We start from the raw sequence: 18,357 nt of genomic DNA, 5'->3' as shown, positions 1-18,357 counted from the left end.
ATGACAGACCTCCCCTCCAGCGTGCGCTGGCAGCTATGGATAGTGGCCTTCGGCTTCTTTATGCAGGCGCTGGATACCACTATCGTTAACACCGCTCTCCCCTCGATGGCGAAAAGCCTTGGGGAGAGCCCGCTGCATATGCATATGGTTATCGTCTCCTATGTCCTGACGGTAGCGGTGATGCTGCCCGCCAGCGGCTGGCTGGCGGACCGCGTTGGGGTACGCAATATCTTTTTCTGCGCCATCGTGCTGTTTACCGCCGGCTCCCTGTTCTGCGCCCAGGCCGCTACCCTCGATGGGTTAATACTCGCCCGCGTGCTGCAGGGCGTCGGCGGCGCGATGATGGTTCCCGTGGGCCGCCTGACGGTGATGAAAATCGTCCCGCGCAGCCAATATATGGCGGCGATGACCTTCGTCACCCTACCCGGCCAGGTGGGCCCGCTGCTCGGCCCGGCTCTCGGCGGAATGCTGGTGGAGTACGCCTCGTGGCACTGGATCTTTCTGATCAACATTCCGGTCGGTATTGTCGGCGCCATCGCCACGCTGTGCCTGATGCCCAACTACACCCTGCAAACCCGCCGCTTCGATCTCTTCGGCTTTGTTTTGCTGGCCGCCGGGATGGCGACGCTGACCCTGGCGCTGGACGGCAACAAAGGGCTCGGGATCTCTCCCCTGTGGCTGGCGGGGCTGGTGGCGGTCGGCGTGGCGTCCATTCTGTACTATTTGCGGCACGCGCGCGGCAACCGCAACGCGCTGTTTAGCCTTAAGCTATTCAACAACCGCACCTTTTCGCTCGGCCTTGGCGGCAGCTTCGCCGGGCGCATCGGCAGCGGTATGCTGCCGTTTATGACCCCGGTGTTTTTACAGATTGGCCTCGGCTTTACGCCGTTCCACGCCGGTCTGATGATGATCCCGATGGTGCTCGGCAGCATGGGGATGAAGCGCATCGTAGTCCAGGTGGTCAACCGCTTCGGCTACCGTCGGGTGCTGGTGGCCTCGACGATCGGCCTCGCGCTGGTCAGCCTGCTGTTCATGGCCGTCGCCCTCGCGGGCTGGTACTGGCTGCTGCCGGTGGTGCTGTTTATGCAGGGGATGATCAACGCCAGCCGCTTTTCCTCTATGAATACGCTGACCCTGAAAGACCTGCCCGACGATCTGGCCAGCAGCGGCAACAGCCTGCTGTCGATGGTCATGCAGCTGTCGATGAGTATCGGCGTGACCGTCGCCGGCATGCTGCTGGGTTTCTACGGCCAGCAGCATATCAGCGCCGATGCGCCGACCACGCACCAGGTCTTTCTCTATACCTACTTAAGCATGGCGGTGATTATCGCGCTGCCCGCGCTGATTTTTGCCCGCGTACCGGACGACACCACGGTCAATACCGTGATTCGTCGCCGTAAAAGGAGTGAGTCTTGAAGTTCTGGCGTCCCGGCATTACCGGCAAGCTGTTTATCGCGATCCTCGCCACCTGCATCGTGCTGCTGATCAGCATGCACTGGGCGGTGCGCATCAGCTTTGAACGCGGGTTTATCGACTATATCAAACGCGGCAATGAACAGCGGCTGACGATGCTCGGCGATGCCCTGAGCGAGCAGTATGCCCAGCACGGCAGCTGGACGTTCCTGCGCAACAACGACCGCTTTATTTTCCAGCTGCTGAAAACCTTTGAACGCGACAACGACGACCGCTCGCCGCCGGGCCGCGGTATGGGTCATGGTCCGAGAGATGAGCCGCACGGTGGCCCCGGCCCCGAAGAGATGCCGCCGGATGCCGCGCCGGACCGGCCGCTCGACGGTCCGCGCGGCGATCGTGGCGATCGCGGTCCCGGCCCCGATATGCCTCCCCACGGCTGGCGCACCATGTTCTGGGTGGTCGATCAAAAAGGGCGCGTGCTGGTGGGCCCGCGCGAGCGCGTGCCGCAGGACGGGACCCGGCGCAGTATTATGGTCGACGGCGTTGAGGTTGGCGCGGTCATCGCCTCGCCGGTTGAACGCCTGACGCGCAATACCGATATCAACTTCGACCGCCAGCAGAAGCGCACCAGTTGGCTGATTGTCGCCCTCGCCACGCTGCTGGCGGCGCTGGCCACCTTCCCGCTGGCGCGCGGCCTGCTCGCGCCGGTCAAACGACTGGTTGAGGGGACGCACCGTCTGGCGGCCGGGGATTTTTCCACCCGCGTCGCCGCCACCAGCAGCGATGAGCTAGGGCGTCTGGCCAAAGATTTTAACCAGCTGGCCAGCACCCTTGAGCGCAACCAGCAGATGCGCCGGGACCTGATGGCCGATATCTCCCACGAGCTGCGTACGCCGCTGGCGGTGCTGCGCGGCGAGCTGGAGGCGATTCAGGATGGGATCAGGAAATTCACCCCGGATTCCATCGCCTCCCTGCAGGCGGAGGTCGCCACCCTGACCAAACTGGTCGATGATTTGCACCAGCTGTCGATGTCCGATGAAGGCGCCCTCTCCTATCAGAAAAGCGCGGTGGATATCATCAACCTGCTGGAGGTCGCCGCCGGCGCGTTTCGCGAACGCTTCGCCAGCCGCGGACTGTCGATCGGCGTTTCGCTGCCGGAAAGCGCGACGGTTTTCGGCGACCGGGATCGCCTGATGCAGCTTTTTAATAACCTGCTGGAAAACAGCCTGCGCTATACCGATAGCGGCGGCGGCCTGCAGATTAGCGCCAGCCAGAGCGGCGATAGGCTAATTCTCGATTTCGCCGATAGCGCCCCCGGCGTCACCGATGAACAGCTGGAGCGGCTGGTTGAGCGTTTTTACCGTACTGAGGGGTCGCGCAATCGTGCCAGCGGCGGCTCTGGTTTAGGACTGGCGATTTGCCTTAACATCGTCGCGGCCCACGGCGGCACTTTACGTGTCGGCCATTCGCCTTTGGGCGGGGTTAGCATTAAAGTAGAGCTACCTCTGGAACGTAATTTATCGAGAGACGTATGACTGAATTACCTGTTGATGAAAACACGCCACGCATTCTTATCGTGGAAGATGAGCCCAAGCTGGGTCAGCTGCTGATTGATTATCTTCAGGCGGCGGGCTATGCGCCGACGCTGATTAATCACGGCGATCGGGTTCTGCCGTACGTTCGCCAGACGCCGCCGCACCTGATCCTGCTGGATCTGATGCTGCCCGGCACCGACGGGCTCACCCTGTGCCGGGAAATCCGCCGTTTTTCTGAGGTTCCGGTGGTGATGGTGACCGCCAAAATCGAAGAGATCGACCGCCTGCTGGGGTTAGAGATCGGCGCCGATGACTATATCTGTAAGCCCTACAGCCCGCGCGAGGTGGTGGCCCGCGTGAAGACCATTCTTCGCCGCTGCAAACCGCAGCGCGATCTGCAGGCGCTGGATGCGCAAAGCCCGCTGATTGTCGACGAGGGGCGCTTCCAGGCCTCCTGGCGCGATAAGCTGCTGGACCTCACTCCCGCCGAGTTCCGCCTGCTGAAAACCCTCTCCCAGGAGCCGGGTAAAGTCTTCTCGCGCGAGCAGCTGCTGAATCATCTGTACGATGATTACCGCGTGGTCACCGACCGAACGATCGACAGCCATATCAAGAATCTGCGGCGTAAGCTGGAGTCGCTGGACGCCGATCAGTCGTTTATCCGCGCGGTGTACGGCGTTGGATACCGCTGGGAAGCCGACGCCTGCCGGCTGGCGTAGTTAGCCCCGGCTCGCGCTGCGCTTACAGGTTCACCGCCGTCCGCGGGCCGGGTAGCCCGGACAGGCGCGTCAAGCGCCGCCTCCGGGGAAAAGCAGCGGCTGAAACCAGCAGAGAGCGGCCGCGCGATTCATGCCCTGTAAAGATTTGCCGCCCGCTGATCGCCAAAGATACCCGGCTGATATTTACTCCCCTCCCCCACGGCGCTACAATGCCCGCCCTTAATGTGGGGGCACTCCCCAACTCGCCGCACCGGGTGCGGCGAATCTGACCTGTCATCAGAACGAGAAAATCATGTTTAAACCGGAACTCCTTTCCCCGGCGGGAACGCTGAAAAATATGCGTTACGCTTTCGCTTATGGCGCAGACGCCGTGTATGCGGGCCAACCGCGCTACTCGCTGCGCGTGCGTAATAACGAATTCAATCACGAAAATCTGCAGCTCGGCATCAACGAAGCCCACGCGTTGGGTAAAAAGTTCTATGTGGTAGTCAATATCGCGCCGCATAACGCTAAGCTGAAAACGTTTATTCGCGATCTGAAGCCGGTAGTGGAAATGGGGCCGGATGCGCTGATCATGTCCGATCCGGGGTTAATTATGCTGGTGCGCGAGAATTTCCCCGACATGGATATTCACCTCTCGGTACAGGCTAACGCCGTCAACTGGGCGACGGTCAAGTTCTGGCAGCAAATGGGGCTGACCCGCGTGATTCTCTCCCGCGAGCTGTCGCTGGATGAGATCGCCGAAATTCGCAGCCAGGTGCCGGAGATGGAAATTGAAATCTTCGTTCACGGCGCGCTGTGCATGGCCTACTCTGGCCGCTGCCTGCTCTCGGGCTATATCAACAAACGCGATCCCAACCAGGGCACCTGCACCAACGCCTGCCGCTGGGAGTACAACGTTCAGGAAGGCAAAGAAGACGACGTCGGCAATATCGTTCACAAGCACGAACCGATCCCGGTGCAGAACGTCGAGCCGACGCTGGGCATCGGCGCGCCCACGGACCAGGTGTTTATGATTGAAGAAGCCAAGCGTCCGGGCGAATATATGACCGCGTTCGAAGATGAACACGGTACCTACATTATGAACTCGAAAGATCTGCGCGCGATTGCCCACGTTGAGCGCCTGACCCAGATGGGCGTCCACTCGCTGAAAATCGAAGGCCGCACCAAATCACATTACTACTGCGCCCGTACCGCTCAGGTCTACCGCAAGGCCATTGACGACGCTGCCGCAGGCAAACCGTTCGACGCCAGCCTGCTGGATACTCTGGAAAACCTCGCTCACCGTGGCTATACCGAAGGCTTTCTGCGCCGCCATACCCACGATGACTACCAGAACTACGAGCACGGCTACTCCGTGTCCGAACGCCAGCAGTTCGTCGGCGAATTTACCGGCGAGCGCAAAGGCCAGCTGGCCGCGGTGGCGGTGAAAAACAAATTTTCCGTCGGTGACAGCCTGGAGCTGATGACCCCGCAGGGCAACGTCAACTTTACCCTTGAGCATATGGAAAACGGCAAAGGCGAAATCATGCCGGTCGCGCCAGGCGATGGCCACACGGTATGGCTGCCCGTTCCGGAAGATATGGCGCTGCAGTATGCGCTGCTGATGCGCAATTTTGCGGGTCAGACGACCAGAAACCCACACGGAAACTAGTTAATCGGGGTTATTTTTTCACGATGTAAAGATATTAGAAACGGATCACATACCGTTTCGTTCAAAGCAGATATCATCCATTTCGCTGAAAAACATAACCCATAAATGCTAGCTGTACCAGGAACCACCTCCTTAGCCTGCGTAATCTCCCTTACGCGGGCTTATTTTTTTATCTCTCTCCCCCGTCCTTCCCTTTCTTCATGCGGTACACTTTATGCATTACTGAGCAACAAAGGTCCCCTGATAATGTCCACGTTTCCAGCCAGCTTACTGATTCTGAATGGCAAAGGCGCCAATGAACCGTCGCTACGAGAGGCGGTTAAATTGTTACGCGACGAAGGAATTGATATTCACGTCCGCGTGACCTGGGAAAAAGGCGATGCCGCTCGGTTTATCGATGAGGCCCTGAAGCTGAATGTCGAAACGGTGATTGCCGGCGGCGGCGATGGCACCATCAATGAGGTGGCGACGGCGCTGGTCGAGCGCGACGGCGATATGGCGCTGGGAATTTTACCGCTGGGCACGGCGAACGACTTCGCTACCAGCGTCGGTATCCCCCAGGAATTGGCCAGCGCCCTGAAGCTAGCCATTGTTGGCCGCGACGTGGCGATAGATATTGCGCGGGTTAATGATAAGACCGGTTTTATTAATATGGCCACCGGCGGCTTTGGCACCCGAATCACGACCGAAACCCCGGAGAAACTCAAGGCCGCGCTCGGCGGCGTCTCTTATTTAATCCACGGCCTGATGCGTATGGACGCGCTCAAACCGGACCGCTGCGAAATCCGCGGCGAGAACTTTTACTGGCACGGCGATGCGCTGGTCATCGGCATCGGCAACGGACGCCAGGCCGGAGGCGGCCAGCAGCTGTGCCCGGAAGCGTTAATTAACGACGGCCTGCTGCACCTGCGCATCTTCACCGGCGAAGAGCTGATCCCTACGCTGTTCAGCACCCTCGCCAATCCGGAAAACTCACCGAATATTATCGACGGCGTCTCATCGTGGTTTGAGATAACCGCTCCCCATGAGATGACGTTTAACCTCGACGGCGAACCGCTAACCGGTAAAACCTTCCGGATGGAGCTCTTACCGGCCGCGCTGCGCTGCCGACTGCCGCCCGACTGCCCGCTGTTACGCTAATCAGGCTTCGCAAAGTAAAGACGGCGCCCGGCTGGTATACAGCAGCCGGGTACGCTCGTTAAGCCGCTGGATGTTCAGGTAAAACGGCACCTGCGGCTGCAGGAAAAACGAGGGCAGGATGCGCTTTATGTGCTCCTCCTGCTCGGTCTCGCCGATGCTGGCCGAGACGGTTTCTGAACGCAGGAAGTAGTGCCGGCCGTCGCGGGTAAAGCTAAACCAGATGTTCTGATTAATAGTAAACGACTCGCCCTGCGGCGGCGTAATTTCCCCGCGAACAATCACCAGCCCGCGGCTGCTATCAAATACATAGCGTAACGAAATATCGCCCTGGTAACCTGCGCTAAATAGCCGCAGCTCCCCGCTACACTGAAAATGGTTGCGCTGCCAGTATTGCCAGGATTTTATTGCTACCCCAGTTAATATGCCGATAAATACGATAGTGATTAACCAGTTAATTTCACGCCGGCGCATTGACTACCTCCTTAATGTAATATTTGGTGAGGCATTGATTATCACGCCATTGACTAAATTTTTGCTGACAGCTAATCACCGAAACGCGGGCTCCCCCAGGATAAAGCGTCAAATAAATCCACGAATATTTTTCACAATCAAATTTGCTACGATTGATAAAAGTCGTATGCCGAACGTGATCTACCACATCATTATTGGCAAAAAAATGACATTGTTGCGAAAATTTAGCATTAATGGGCACATAACTTTGCAAATAAGAGTCGAATTCTGTGTACCACGCAACAAAACCGCCCACCAGACAGCTCAACAGCGCCGCAAGCCCCCACAGAAGAGAGCTTCGCGGCCTTAACCGCTTTTTTCCCGGCACACTCGCAGCAGCGACCTCCTTATGCCCAGGCTCGTCAACGTGCGGGCGTTGTTCCTCCGCGACCGGCGTCTTTTCCGCCTCGTCCGGCTGAAATTCCGTCATCGTTAATGTCGCCTCCAGCCTGACGCCCACTCTCGGCACCGTAATAATAATATCTTCCTCGACGCCCAGTTCCTTAAATGCGCGGCGCAGCAGGGAAATATTCTGATAGAAACCGTTGCTGGTCACCTGGGCACCATGCTTTATCCACACTTCCTCGAAAAAGGTTTCACGGGCTACGTTTTTGCCATCCTGCTGAATAAGCAGCAACAGGCAGCGGCTGGCCGGCATATTTAATGATACCGCTTTCGTCTCGTCAGCAATGAGTATTAAAACGCTACGTTGCGGAGTAAATTCCACTATTCCATTAATCGTATATTTTTCCATCCTGTTCCCTGAGCGTGGTAATCATGTGGATGAGCGGCATGGGTACCGTATTTTAAATACGATAATCCTCCATGACGGAGATGACAGCTTAAGATTTTTCGCAAGCGAGTTTACTCTATTACTCAGCGGATCTGGAGGCACAATACGCAGTTTTTCCTTGCTATTAACAAGGTTTAAGCGAATTTACAGAAGGGATGATTTTGCACTTTAAACAGAAAATGGTCGTTTATGTCATTAAAAACCATAAATATAAATTATAGTTTCATATAATTTCATTTATACGAAAGATATAATCATTTTAGATCTAAACACCACTTTTACATTAATATACGATATTTATAACTATAAATACATATAATTTCAATCTTTTATCTAAAAAATGGCGCAGACTCCGGTAGAGAATGCGCCATATTGCCTAATAGGCAGCGACCGCCCGCGCCATTTCGCGCGTATATTGCTGGCTGGCGTTAACCAGCATCTGCGTATAGGCCGTTTGCGCTTCGCCGTTGACCAGCGCGTCCACCGTCAAAGTTTCGAGGATCTTGCCATACTGCATCACCGCTACTTTCTGGCATAAGTGGGCAATAACGCCCAGATCGTGGGTCACCATCAGGTAAGTGAGCTTCGCCTCCTGCTGCAGCTCCGCCAGCAGGTTGAGGATCTCGGCCTGCACCGACACATCCAGGGCCGATGTCGGCTCATCCAACAGCAGCACCCGTGGCTCAAGAATCAGCGCTCTGGCAATCGCCACGCGCTGCCGCTGGCCGCCGGAGAGCTGGTGCGGATAGCGTTCGCGAAAGGCGCGATTGAGGCCCACTTTGTCCAGCAGCGCATTGATCCGCCGGTCGCGATCGCGAATGCGATGAATCTGTAACGGCTCTTCGAGGATGTCGCCAATGGTGTGACGAGGATGCAGCGAACCGTACGGATCCTGAAAAACCATCTGCACCTGCCGGCAGCGCTCGCGGTTAATCTCGTGGCCTAAACGCTGACCATCGATTGCCAGCTCCCCCTGCCAGTGGGTAAACAGCCCCGCCAGACACTTCAGCACCGTGGTTTTACCGGAGCCGGACTCGCCCACCAGACCGTAGATCTCGCCGGGCTTAACGTGGAAACTGACGTCATACAGCACCTGATTGCGCTTCTCCCCTTCGCCGAACGCGAGGTTGAGATGTTGAACTTCAATCATCATCCGCTCCTTATTCCGTTAACCAGCTGGCCTGACGCTGCAGCACCGGCAGTATCGGGCGACGATGCTGCATATCCGGCAGCGAGTTAATCAATCCCTGAGTATAGGGATGGCGGGCGTTATCGAGATCCCTAGCGGCGATGGACTCCACCACCCGTCCGGCGTACATCACCAGCACGCGGTCGCAGAAGCTGCGCACCAGGTTGATATCGTGGCTAATAAAAATCAGCCCCAGCCCGCGCGACTGAACCAGGTCATCCAGCAGGCCCAGCACCTGCAGGCGCACCGACACGTCCAGCGCGGAAGTGGGTTCATCGGCGATCACCAGCTCCGGGTCGGTAATCAGCATCATGGCGATCATGATGCGCTGCCCCTGCCCGCCGGATATTTCATGCGGATAAAGCTGGTAAACGCGCTCCGGCTGGCGAATACGCACCACCTCCAGCATCTCCAGCGCCTTTGCTTTGGCCTCATCTTTACGCCCCGGATGATGGGTAAGCCAGGCCTCGGCGATTTGCTTGCCGACGCAGACCACCGGATTGAGCGAATATTTCGGGTCCTGCATAATCATGGAGATACGCTTACCGCGTACGCCGCGCATCTGCGCTTCGCTAAGATGCCGCAGGTCGAGGTCGGCAAACTGCATCCGGGCGGCGGTGACGCGGGCTTTTTTCGGATGCAGCTGCAGCAGCGCGCGCCCAACGGTGGACTTACCCGAACCGGACTCGCCGACAATTGCCAGCTTTTCGCGCCCCAGCTGGAAGGAGACGCCGCGCACTGCATGGGTCACCGCGCTGCCGTTAACAAAGTCGACGCACAGATCGCGTACGTCGAGCAGCGGAGCATTACTCGCTGCGAGGATCGAGGATGTCACGTAGGCCATCTCCTAAAAAGTTGAACGCTAAGCTGTTGATCAGAATCGCCAGCCCCGGAATCGTAACCACCCACCAGCACTCCATCATATAAGTGCGCCCGCTGGAGATCATCGCCCCCCACTCCGGCTCCGGCGGCTGGGCGCCGAGGCCGAGAAAGCCCAGACCGGCCGCGGTCAGAATGATCCCCGCCATATTCATGGTGATGCGGATAATCACCGACGGCAGACACAGCGGCACGATATGTCGCCAGAGGACGCGGGCCGATGACGCGCCCTGCAGACGTACGGCGGAGATAAAATCGGCCTGGCGCAGAGAGAGGGTTTCGGCGCGCGCCAGACGGGCAATCGGCGGCCAGGCGGTAAGCGTGATGGCGATAACCACGTGCTCCAGCCCCGGACCTAAGGCGGCGACGAACGCCAGCGCCAGAACCAGACTCGGGAAGGAGATGAAAATATCGGTAACGCGCATCAGCACCATATCGACTTTGCCGCCGAAATAGCCGGCGCTGACGCCGAGCAGCAGCCCGAGTGGACCGACGGTCACCGAGACCAGCAGCACGATGTAAAGCGTGATGCGCGAGCCGTACACCAGGCGGCTAAAGATATCCCGGCCAAACTCATCGGTGCCGAACCAGTGCTGCGCGTTCGGCGCGACCAGCGCGCTGTTCAGGTCCTGCACCAGCGGGTTATAAGGCGCAATCAGCGGCGCGAAAATCGCCACCACCAGCAGCAGAAAGATAATTCCGCCGCCGATCGCCGTTAGCGGGTTGCGCGCCATTTTGCCGATAAACCCGGCCGTCCGCGACGCCGCGCGCCGCAGCCGCTGGCGGCCTTCACCCGTGCCGTCGGAAAGCGGCGAATCCAGAGAAACGGTCATGATTTTGTCCTCGGGTCAAAGAATTGATACAGCATGTCGGAGAGCAGGTTGAGCATCACGAAGATCACCCCCACCAGCAGCACGCAGCCCATCACCGCATTCATATCGCCCAACAGCAGGCTGCCGGTGAGATAGGAGCCAAAGCCCGGCCAGGAGAAGACGGTTTCAATCAGTACCGCGCCTTCCAGCAGCGCGCCGTAGGCCAGCGCCACCACCGTCAGCAGCTGTACGAGGATATTGCGAAACGCGTGGTTCCAGATGACCTGACGCTCGGTCAGCCCCTTCACCCGTGCGGTAATAATGAACTCCTGCGACAGCTGGGCCAGCATAAAGCTGCGGGTCATGCGGCTGATGTAGGCCAGCGAGTGAAAGCCGAGCAGCGAGGCGGGGAGAATCAGGTGGTTAATCGCGTTCCAGAACACCTGCCCGTTGCCCGCCAGCAGCGCATCGACGGTCATCAGACCGGTACGCCGCGGCACGATACCGTCCAGCCCGAGGTCTACCCGACCGGCGCCGCCCACCCAGCCAAGCCAGGCGTAGAACAGCAGCAGCCCCATCATCCCCACCCAGAAGATCGGCGTTGAGTAGCCCGCCAGGCTGATAATGCGCACCACATAGTCGGAAATACTGTTGCGTCGCGCCGCCGCCAGCACGCCAAGCGGGATGCCCAGCCCGGCGCCGACGAGAATCGCCATCGTCGCCAGCTCCATGGTGGCCGGGAAGACGCGGATAATATCGTCCACCACCGGTTTCCCGGTCAGCAGCGCGTTGCCCAGATCGCCGTGCAGCAGGTTGACGAAATAGATCCCAAACTGGGTGGTCAGCGATTTATCAAACCCCAGCTGCTGGTAAACCTGCTGATAGGTACTCTGATCAGCGTCCGGGCCGACAATCGCCAGCACCGGGTCGATGGGCATAACGCGGCCGATGGTGAAGGTCAGCAGCAGCAGGCCGAACAGGGTAATCACCACCTGCAGCAGCCGTTTTGATAAGCGCCGGCCGCGTGAGCCGGGCGCAAGGATTGCGGTGCTCATCCTTTCTCTCCTTCGCGGGTTTTGTAGACGTCACGCAGAAAAGTGGTGGCGGAGGGGTGCGGCTGATACTCCCGCACCTCGTTGCGCACCACCACCGAATCGACCATCTGCGAAAGCGGAATTAACGCCGGGATCAGCTGGTCGTAGCGCGCCTGAATGGCCTGGTAATCGGCGACCTGCTTTTGCGCATCGCGTTCCAGCAGGGCGTGGTCAATCATCGAATTGAGCTGCGGGTCGTAAAAGCCGGTGCGCCAGCCCTGGAAGTTGGTCAGGCGCGCCTCATCGCTGTTATCCGGGTTATAGACCAGCGCGCGCAGGCTGGAGTGCGGGTGCGGCTCCATGCCGCTGCCGCCGCGCCCCACCAGCAGGTCAAATTTACGCTCGCGCATCGCGCCATAAATCTGGTTACCGGTGCCGGTGATGATTTTGGCGTTAATCCCCGCCTGCATCAGCGTCGACTGCACGGCGATGGCGATATTGAGAAACGGCTGATCCGCGAGCACCCGCAGCGTGGTATCAAACCCGTTGGGATAGCCCGCTTCCGCCAGCAGCTTTTTCGCCCGCGCCACGTCCAGCCTGTAGCCAGGATCGGGCAGCGTTGACGGCATACCCGCCTTAATCGGCCGCTGATGCAGCACCCCGTAGCCCGGCATCAGCGCTTTATTGATGCCCTGATAATCAATCAGATAGCGCACCGCTTCGCGCACTTTCGGGTTAGCGAAGTGCGCCTCTTTCATGCTCATCGCCACGTAGTACATGGTGCCGCGCTGCACCGCGTCGACGGTCAGCTGAGGGTCGCCGCGCAGGGCGTTGATGTCGGAAACCGCCATATTGTTGGCAATATCGAGGTCGCCTTTTTCGATCATCAGGCGCAGGGTTTGCGACTCCTGGAAGTGGCGCAGCACCACGCGGCTCATTTTCGCCTCGCCGCGCCAGTAGTCAGGATTGCGCTTCATGCGCAGCACATCTTTTGCCTGCCAGGTTTCCAGCGTGAACGGCCCGGAACCGGCGTCATGGGTGGTCAGCCAGCGGTTGCCCCAGTCATTATCCTGCTGGCGGCTTTGCACCGTTTTGCTGTCCAGCACCCCGAGGTTGCCCAGCGCCGCCAGCGAGTAGATAACCAGCTGCGGGTCGTTATCTTTCGGCAGCACGATCTGCACCGTGAAGCTGTCCGGCGCGCTGACCTGGCCGTCGATATTTTTCTTACTAAAGCCGTAAGACTTCCACACCGAGGCTTGCGCGAGGTTGAGATGCAAAATACGCCGCATCGACCACACCACGTCGGCGGCGGTCAGCGGGTTGCCGGAGTGAAACTTCACGTCGTCGCGCAGATGAAAGGTCAGGGTTTTACCGTCCGGGCTGATGTCCCAGGATTTCGCCAGCGCGGGCCTGACGTTGGTGAGCTGCTCAGGATCAAGCTCCACCAGCGAGTCGTAGAGGTTAACCACGATCCCCACCACTTCGTTCCCGGTCATCGCCGCCGGGTCAAGGGTGAGCAGGTTATTCATATTCATGCCGATGATGAGCTGATCCGGCGGCGTTTTCGCCAACGCCGCCCCGCTCCCCATCGACACGGCGAGCGCGAGTAAGCACGCTGCCAGTAAGGAGTTTTTTTTCATATCTATCGCCTGTAGGGTACTCAGGCGTCGCGACTCAGCACGCGCCTGTTTTTTTAGTTATTCATCAGTCGTGGCTAACGGTATTGGCTTCGATCCAGGCAAAATTAATGTCTTCGCCGAGACCCGGACGCTGGGACAAATGCACAAAGCCCTGGTCATCCATAGGATCGACAATGCTGTTGAGATAGGCCGCCGGCTCATCGTAGTCGAGGAATGGATGCAGCAGGCCGCGCTCGTACCAGCGGCAGTTGCGGATCGCGCCGACCACCGCCAGGCTTGCCGCGCCGTTGCCGTGGACTTCGCAGTCCATACCGAAGGATTCCGCCAGCGCCGCCACCTTCATGGTGGGGGTAATGCCGCCCACGCCGTTGGCCCCGGCGCGCAGGATGTCGCAGGCTCCGGCTTTGACCCACTCGGCGCGCATATGGTGCTTGCCGCCGAAGCTCTCCGGTCCGACGATGGGAATCGACAGGTTTTCCGCCAGCCACGCGTAGGAGGACATCGAATCCTCCTCCATCGGCTCTTCAAACCAGGCGAAGTTGAGTTTTTCCAGTTCTTTGCCAATCCACAGCGCCTCGGCGCGGCTGTACCAGTGATAGCCGTCAATCATCAGGTCGATATCCGGCCCTACCGCTTCGCGCACCGCCGCGCAGGCTTTAATGTCCATCTTCGGATTGGGCGCAAAAGCGATCGGCGGCATCCAGGTGTGCAGCTTGATGGCCTTATAGCCGCGGGCGACCAGCTTTTCGGCAAAGGCGGCATACTCCTCCGGGGTCGACAGACCGCCCGGCAGATCGTCGCCGCACATGGTGCTGCCGTAGGCGGGGACGGTATCGCGATAGCCGCCGAGCAGTTTGTACACCGGCATATTAAGCTTGCGGCCAATCAGGTCCCACAGCGCCTGTTCAACAAACGACAGCGCGCGCTCGGTCAGCTGATGGGCGCTGCCGCGCTGCCAGTGGTTAAGATCCTGCCAGATACGCTCGCGGTTAAACGGGTCCTGCCCTACCATCACCTTGCGAAAAAAGGTGTTCACCACGAACGGGCGTACCACTTCCGGCGGTGCAAACGAAAAACCCCGGGTGCCATCATCGGCGGTAATGGTCAGCATCGCCATTTTCGCCATGCTTTCCGCTCCCGGATGGGAGTGCCCGGCGCTGTCGGAAACCCGACGCGTGGGATACTGGAAAACGGTGACATTTACAGATTCAATTTTCATGCTCGGTCCTTATCACGGCCAAATCCGATCTATAGAGGTAAATCGGTAAAGTGGTTTCACATTATTGAAAAAACGTTTCAATATCTAATCTAAGCACAATTACGTAGCAGTGCCTCGGACAAACACCGCTAAGCAAGGCAATAAATTTGGGCATTGGCACAACAGGACGTGACTGTTTTCACAAAAGATGGGCGATATGTGAGAAGGATCGTCATGGTGAAAAAGGGGGGCGTGAGCGCAGAAAAGAGAGTGACCGACCGGGTACATCCCGAGATGTTCTGCGCCCACGAAAGAGTCAGTTATTCGACCGCTTCCGCCGCTGCGGTGAGGGTTTCCAGCAGCTCAGGTAAAGCCTGATAGCGGCCAGCGGCGGCCTGGAAGCGCGCATGCTGGCTATCTTCGGCAATAATCACCGTGGCGATCCCTGCGGCCCGGGCCGCGCTAAAGCCGTTGAAACTATCTTCAATCACCAGGCACCGGCTGGCGTCGAGATTGAGCTTACGCAACGTCGTCAGATACACCGCCGGATGCGGCTTGCCCTGCGCTTCATCATCCGCGCTGGAGATAACGTCAAAATAGTGCCAGAGCGAGAGCTTGTTCAGCACCGCGGAGATAACCTGCCGGGATGAAGACGTGGCGAGCGCAATCTTATAGCCCGCGTGGCGAAAATAGCGTAACGCCTCATGCACCCCGCGCATCGCCTCGCCTTCGGCGGCGATCAGGCCGGTGATACGCTGCAGTATGGCCTCTTCAAGCCGCTGCGGGGCGAGGTCAAGCTGGCAATACTGACACCAGGTGCGGGCAATGTCGTCGAGGCGTTTACCTTTGGTCAGCCTTTCGCACTCCTCATCGCTCGCCGTTGCCCCCCAGCGGGCGAGGGCTTCGATTTGCGCCCGTCGCCACAGGGATTCGGAATCAATAATGACGCCATCCATGTCAAAAATTACTGCCTGAATACTCATCATCCACCTCGTTAAGGCTGGCATGCCGGGCATGCCAGCCGCATTACCTTAAGAGAACTCCACCTGCTCGCCGGCCGGCGCTTCCTTGCGGGTAAAACCCGGCTGCTCGACGCGAATAAACGCGCAGAGGAAAAAGGCCGCCACGTACAGCGCGGTATAGGCGATCACCACCCCGATAGTGCTGAAGAACGGCAGCAAAATCACCGCAATAGCCGGCGCGAGAAAGTTCGACATCCCCGCCGACAGGTTGTAAACCGAAATGGCCGCCCCTTTGTGCTTCGGCTCCAGCGCCGGGAAGACCGCCGCCAGCGGTACGAACGCGGCGACAAAGATCCCGAGGGCAATGGCCGGAATCATCGCCATCGCGAAGTTATGTCCGAAATGCTGCGGAATGTAGTAAAACGCCAGGCTGGAGAGCGCCATGCCGATGCAGCCAAACCAGCGCACCACCTTCATCCAGCCCAGTTTTTCCCCGAGAATGCCCCACAGCACGTTAGAGAAAATGGTGGTGAAGAAGAACACCGCCCACACCTGCAGCCACTCGGAGGTGGTAAAGCCCAGCTCATCGACAAACATCATCGGCATAATCACTGCAAAGCCGAACAGCGAGAGGGTATTGATAATCCGCACCATGCTCGACAGCAGAATATTACGGTTGGTATAGAGCAGCGTCGCCGCTCGCCCCAGTTCGGAAAACTTCTCGCGGGTGGTCAGGTTCTGCATATGGCGCGGCGTTTGAATATGGCGCAGGGAAGCCAGCGCGATGATGCCGCCGGTGACGCAAAAAGCCAGCGCCAGCCATAGCGTCCCCAGCTCGCCGATATGCGGAATGGTAAAGCTCGGAATATAGCTGCCGAAAACGCCGATGCCGATCGAGTAAACCGCCCAGAACCAGCCGATCGCCGAGCTGGCGTTATCGCTTTTCACGTTGTGGATAATGGCCACGATAAACGAGTAGAGGAACAGCGGATACGCGAAGCCGCGGATACCGTAGAAAACGAGGATCAGCGCATAGTTCGCATGGCCGAGGCCGAAGACGAGAAACAGCACGTGGAACACGCACCACAGCACGAAGCCAATCATCATGGTTTTCAGCGGGGTAATAATTTCCGCCACCACGCCGGAGATCCACGCCGACAGCGCCGCGGCCAGGCCGTAGAGGGTAAAGGCAAATGAAGCCTGCGCCGGGGAGAAGCCGAGCTCTTTGATGTAATGCGAGAGAAATGCCAGTTCAAAACCGTCGCCGGTCATGAATACGGCAATGGCGATGTATCCCCAGAGCAGGTTCAGGGGTAAGCCGAGCCACTGTTTATTATTGATAGACATAATGACCTCGTTTTAGGGTACAGGAGGCCGTTCCGGTCAGTTCACCGGAACGGTTATCGTGATAAAAATTAGTGCTGCCGATAGTTCAGATCGTTTAAATACAAGGCGTTAAACTGCGCGTAGCGGCGCATCAGGGTCTGATGGCGTACCGGGTCAGCGCGCCAGGTCTGCCAGACCTCCGGTTTTTCACACACGGCGGCAAGCGGTTTGCCCGCCGCCAGACAGGCCAGCCGCGCCGCGCCCAACGCGCCGCCGGTTTCTCCCCCTTTGTGGGTCACCACCGGCATATCGAGAATATCGGCCAACAGCTGCGCCCAGAACGGGCTGCGGGCGCCGCCGCCAACCAGTGAACATTGTTCGATCCGCGTCCCGCTCTCTTTCAGCACCCGCAGGCCGTCGTTGATGCCGAAGCTCACGCCTTCCAGCACCGCATAGCCGAGCTGGGCGCGCAGGCTGGAGTGGGTCATGCCCCAGAACATGCCGCGCGCGTCAGGATCGTTGTGCGGAGTACGTTCGCCGGAGAGATAGGGTAAGAAGAACGGCGCATGGGCCTTCTCCTCCTCGCTAAGTTGGGCAATCTCCTCCAGCAGCGCCACCTCCGTGGTGCCGGTCAGGCGGCAGAACCACTGCAAACAGCTGGCGGCGCTGAGCATGACGCTCATCTGATGCCACAGATTCGGCAGAACGTGACAAAAGGCGTGTACCGCCGACTGCGGCGCCGGACGATAGGCGTCGGTCACCACAAACAGCACCCCGGAGGTGCCAAGCGAAATAAACGCGTCTCCCGGCGAGACCGCGCCGACGCCGATGGCGCTGACCGCGTTATCGCCGCCGCCTCCGGCAACCGCTACCGAGGCGTTCAGCCCCCAGCGCTCGGCCACCTGCGGGTCAAGCGTGGCGGACACCTCGCAGCCTTCGACCAGGGTCGGCATCTGGCTGCGCGACAGGCCGCACTTATCCAGCAGAGAATCGGACCAGTCGCGCTTCGCCACGTCCAGCCACAGCGTCCCGGCGGCGTCCGACATATCGGAGACTTTCTTACCCGTCATCCGGTAGCGCAGATAGTCTTTCGGCAGCAGCACCGTGGCGGTGCGCTGAAAGTATTGCGGCTCGTGGCGGCGTACCCACAGCAGCTTCGGCGCGGTAAAGCCCGGCATCGCCAGGTTTCCCGCCACCTGATGCAGCTCCGGCGCCATCTCTTCCAGCTCCGCGCACTCCGCGGCGCAGCGGGTGTCGTTCCACAGAATGGCCGGGCGAATCACCTCCCCCTCGGCATCCAGCAGGACCGCGCCGTGCATCTGCCCGGAAAGGCCGATCGCTTTAATGGCCGGCCAGTGCTGGGCGCATTTTTCCCGCAGCGTGGCCATCAAATACTCCGTCGCCTCCCACCATGACTGCGGCGACTGTTCTGACCAGTGCGGATGGGGACGCTGAATACTCAGCGGCGCGCTATGGCTGGCGATAACCTCATTGTTCTCATCAATGACCAGCGCTTTGACTTCCGATGTGCCGAGATCGATACCCAGATACAT

Annotated in this window: 16 protein-coding genes; 5 read left to right on the top strand and 11 right to left on the bottom strand. The window is 58.9% G+C overall.

The window, feature by feature from the left end; all coding sequences use genetic code 11:
* The 5 genes from CMQ96_RS09705 (at position 1) to yegS (ending at position 6,461) form a co-directional block, all read left to right on the top strand.
* Positions 1-1,416 (top strand): MFS transporter, encoded by a 1,416-nt coding sequence (locus CMQ96_RS09705; protein WP_049133826.1) that lies wholly within the window; start codon positions 1-3, stop codon positions 1,414-1,416.
* Positions 1,413-2,948: a two-component system sensor histidine kinase BaeS gene (gene baeS / locus CMQ96_RS09700; RefSeq protein ID WP_024359163.1), complete on the top strand. Its 1,536-nt coding sequence runs from the start codon at positions 1,413-1,415 to the stop codon at positions 2,946-2,948. Before CMQ96_RS09705 ends, baeS begins: the two co-directional genes overlap by 4 nt.
* A complete protein-coding gene (baeR, locus tag CMQ96_RS09695; protein ID WP_004138660.1) occupies positions 2,945-3,667 on the top strand; it encodes a two-component system response regulator BaeR in 723 nt (240 codons plus the stop codon). Before baeS ends, baeR begins: the two co-directional genes overlap by 4 nt.
* Positions 3,668-3,959: 292 nt before the next feature.
* Entirely contained in the window at positions 3,960-5,321 is a 1,362-nt protein-coding gene (yegQ, locus tag CMQ96_RS09690; RefSeq protein WP_004138658.1) for a tRNA 5-hydroxyuridine modification protein YegQ, read from the top strand.
* 246 nt (positions 5,322-5,567) lie between these two features.
* Positions 5,568-6,461: a lipid kinase YegS gene (gene yegS, locus CMQ96_RS09685; protein WP_024359164.1), complete on the top strand. Its 894-nt coding sequence runs from the start codon at positions 5,568-5,570 to the stop codon at positions 6,459-6,461.
* Here yegS and CMQ96_RS09680 read toward each other — a convergent pair whose 3' ends face one another.
* From CMQ96_RS09680 to xylB, 11 genes are all read right to left on the bottom strand, one after another.
* Positions 6,462-6,932, bottom strand: coding sequence for a hypothetical protein (locus CMQ96_RS09680; RefSeq protein WP_024359165.1), 471 nt, complete (start codon positions 6,930-6,932; stop codon positions 6,462-6,464).
* On the bottom strand, positions 6,919-7,725 hold the full coding sequence (locus CMQ96_RS09675; RefSeq protein WP_024359166.1) for a winged helix-turn-helix domain-containing protein: 807 nt from the start codon (positions 7,723-7,725) through the stop codon (positions 6,919-6,921). The genes CMQ96_RS09680 and CMQ96_RS09675 overlap by 14 nt, the downstream gene beginning before the upstream one ends.
* 415 nt (positions 7,726-8,140) lie before the next feature.
* Positions 8,141-8,914 (bottom strand): ABC transporter ATP-binding protein, encoded by a 774-nt coding sequence (locus CMQ96_RS09670; protein WP_024359167.1) that lies wholly within the window; start codon positions 8,912-8,914, stop codon positions 8,141-8,143.
* A gap of 10 nt (positions 8,915-8,924) precedes the next feature.
* Complete coding sequence (locus CMQ96_RS09665) at positions 8,925-9,788, bottom strand: ABC transporter ATP-binding protein (protein WP_032710982.1); 864 nt, start codon at positions 9,786-9,788, stop codon at positions 8,925-8,927.
* Positions 9,760-10,665 (bottom strand): ABC transporter permease, encoded by a 906-nt coding sequence (locus CMQ96_RS09660; protein ID WP_004138649.1) that lies wholly within the window; start codon positions 10,663-10,665, stop codon positions 9,760-9,762. Before CMQ96_RS09660 ends, CMQ96_RS09665 begins: the two co-directional genes overlap by 29 nt.
* Positions 10,662-11,699, bottom strand: a complete 1,038-nt coding sequence (locus CMQ96_RS09655) for an ABC transporter permease (RefSeq protein ID WP_004138648.1) — start codon at positions 11,697-11,699, stop codon at positions 10,662-10,664. The genes CMQ96_RS09660 and CMQ96_RS09655 overlap by 4 nt, the downstream gene beginning before the upstream one ends.
* Positions 11,696-13,318 carry an ABC transporter substrate-binding protein gene (locus CMQ96_RS09650; RefSeq protein WP_098066669.1) on the bottom strand — a complete coding sequence of 541 codons (1,623 nt, stop codon included), beginning with the start codon at positions 13,316-13,318 and terminating at the stop codon, positions 11,696-11,698. The genes CMQ96_RS09655 and CMQ96_RS09650 overlap by 4 nt, the downstream gene beginning before the upstream one ends.
* A 64-nt stretch (positions 13,319-13,382) precedes the next feature.
* Positions 13,383-14,537, bottom strand: coding sequence for a mandelate racemase family protein (locus CMQ96_RS09645; protein WP_024359170.1), 1,155 nt, complete (start codon positions 14,535-14,537; stop codon positions 13,383-13,385).
* A 299-nt stretch (positions 14,538-14,836) separates the two neighbouring features.
* On the bottom strand, positions 14,837-15,499 hold the full coding sequence (locus CMQ96_RS09640) for an HAD family phosphatase (RefSeq protein WP_049087591.1): 663 nt from the start codon (positions 15,497-15,499) through the stop codon (positions 14,837-14,839).
* Positions 15,500-15,547: 48 nt separating this feature from the next.
* Positions 15,548-16,825 carry a D-arabinitol transporter gene (dalT, locus tag CMQ96_RS09635; RefSeq protein WP_004138639.1) on the bottom strand — a complete coding sequence of 426 codons (1,278 nt, stop codon included), beginning with the start codon at positions 16,823-16,825 and terminating at the stop codon, positions 15,548-15,550.
* A gap of 68 nt (positions 16,826-16,893) precedes the next feature.
* Positions 16,894-18,357: a xylulokinase gene (gene xylB, locus CMQ96_RS09630; RefSeq protein ID WP_064371592.1), complete on the bottom strand. Its 1,464-nt coding sequence runs from the start codon at positions 18,355-18,357 to the stop codon at positions 16,894-16,896.

This window comes from Klebsiella sp. MBT K-1 (assembly GCF_002556465.1).
GTDB classification, from domain to species: domain Bacteria; phylum Pseudomonadota; class Gammaproteobacteria; order Enterobacterales; family Enterobacteriaceae; genus Klebsiella; species Klebsiella grimontii.
This window is presented reverse-complemented; position numbering and strand designations above follow the sequence as displayed.

Bases quoted from the DNA above. Each gene is read 5' to 3' on its own strand.
- baeR (WP_004138660.1), top strand. From the start codon at position 2,945: ATGACTGAATTACCTGTTGATGAAAACACGCCACGCATTCTTATCGTG.
- yegS (WP_024359164.1), top strand. From the start codon at position 5,568: ATGTCCACGTTTCCAGCCAGCTTACTGATTCTGAATGGCAAAGGCGCC.
- yegQ (WP_004138658.1), top strand. From the start codon at position 3,960: ATGTTTAAACCGGAACTCCTTTCCCCGGCGGGAACGCTGAAAAATATG.
- CMQ96_RS09705 (WP_049133826.1), top strand. From the start codon at position 1: ATGACAGACCTCCCCTCCAGCGTGCGCTGGCAGCTATGGATAGTGGCC.
- CMQ96_RS09680 (WP_024359165.1), bottom strand. From the start codon at position 6,932: ATGCGCCGGCGTGAAATTAACTGGTTAATCACTATCGTATTTATCGGC.
- dalT (WP_004138639.1), bottom strand. From the start codon at position 16,825: ATGTCTATCAATAATAAACAGTGGCTCGGCTTACCCCTGAACCTGCTC.
- CMQ96_RS09645 (WP_024359170.1), bottom strand. From the start codon at position 14,537: ATGAAAATTGAATCTGTAAATGTCACCGTTTTCCAGTATCCCACGCGT.
- xylB (WP_064371592.1), bottom strand. From the start codon at position 18,357: ATGTATCTGGGTATCGATCTCGGCACATCGGAAGTCAAAGCGCTGGTC.
- CMQ96_RS09670 (WP_024359167.1), bottom strand. From the start codon at position 8,914: ATGATTGAAGTTCAACATCTCAACCTCGCGTTCGGCGAAGGGGAGAAG.
- CMQ96_RS09675 (WP_024359166.1), bottom strand. From the start codon at position 7,725: ATGGAAAAATATACGATTAATGGAATAGTGGAATTTACTCCGCAACGT.
- CMQ96_RS09655 (WP_004138648.1), bottom strand. From the start codon at position 11,699: ATGAGCACCGCAATCCTTGCGCCCGGCTCACGCGGCCGGCGCTTATCA.
- CMQ96_RS09660 (WP_004138649.1), bottom strand. From the start codon at position 10,665: ATGACCGTTTCTCTGGATTCGCCGCTTTCCGACGGCACGGGTGAAGGC.
- CMQ96_RS09640 (WP_049087591.1), bottom strand. From the start codon at position 15,499: ATGAGTATTCAGGCAGTAATTTTTGACATGGATGGCGTCATTATTGAT.
- CMQ96_RS09650 (WP_098066669.1), bottom strand. From the start codon at position 13,318: ATGAAAAAAAACTCCTTACTGGCAGCGTGCTTACTCGCGCTCGCCGTG.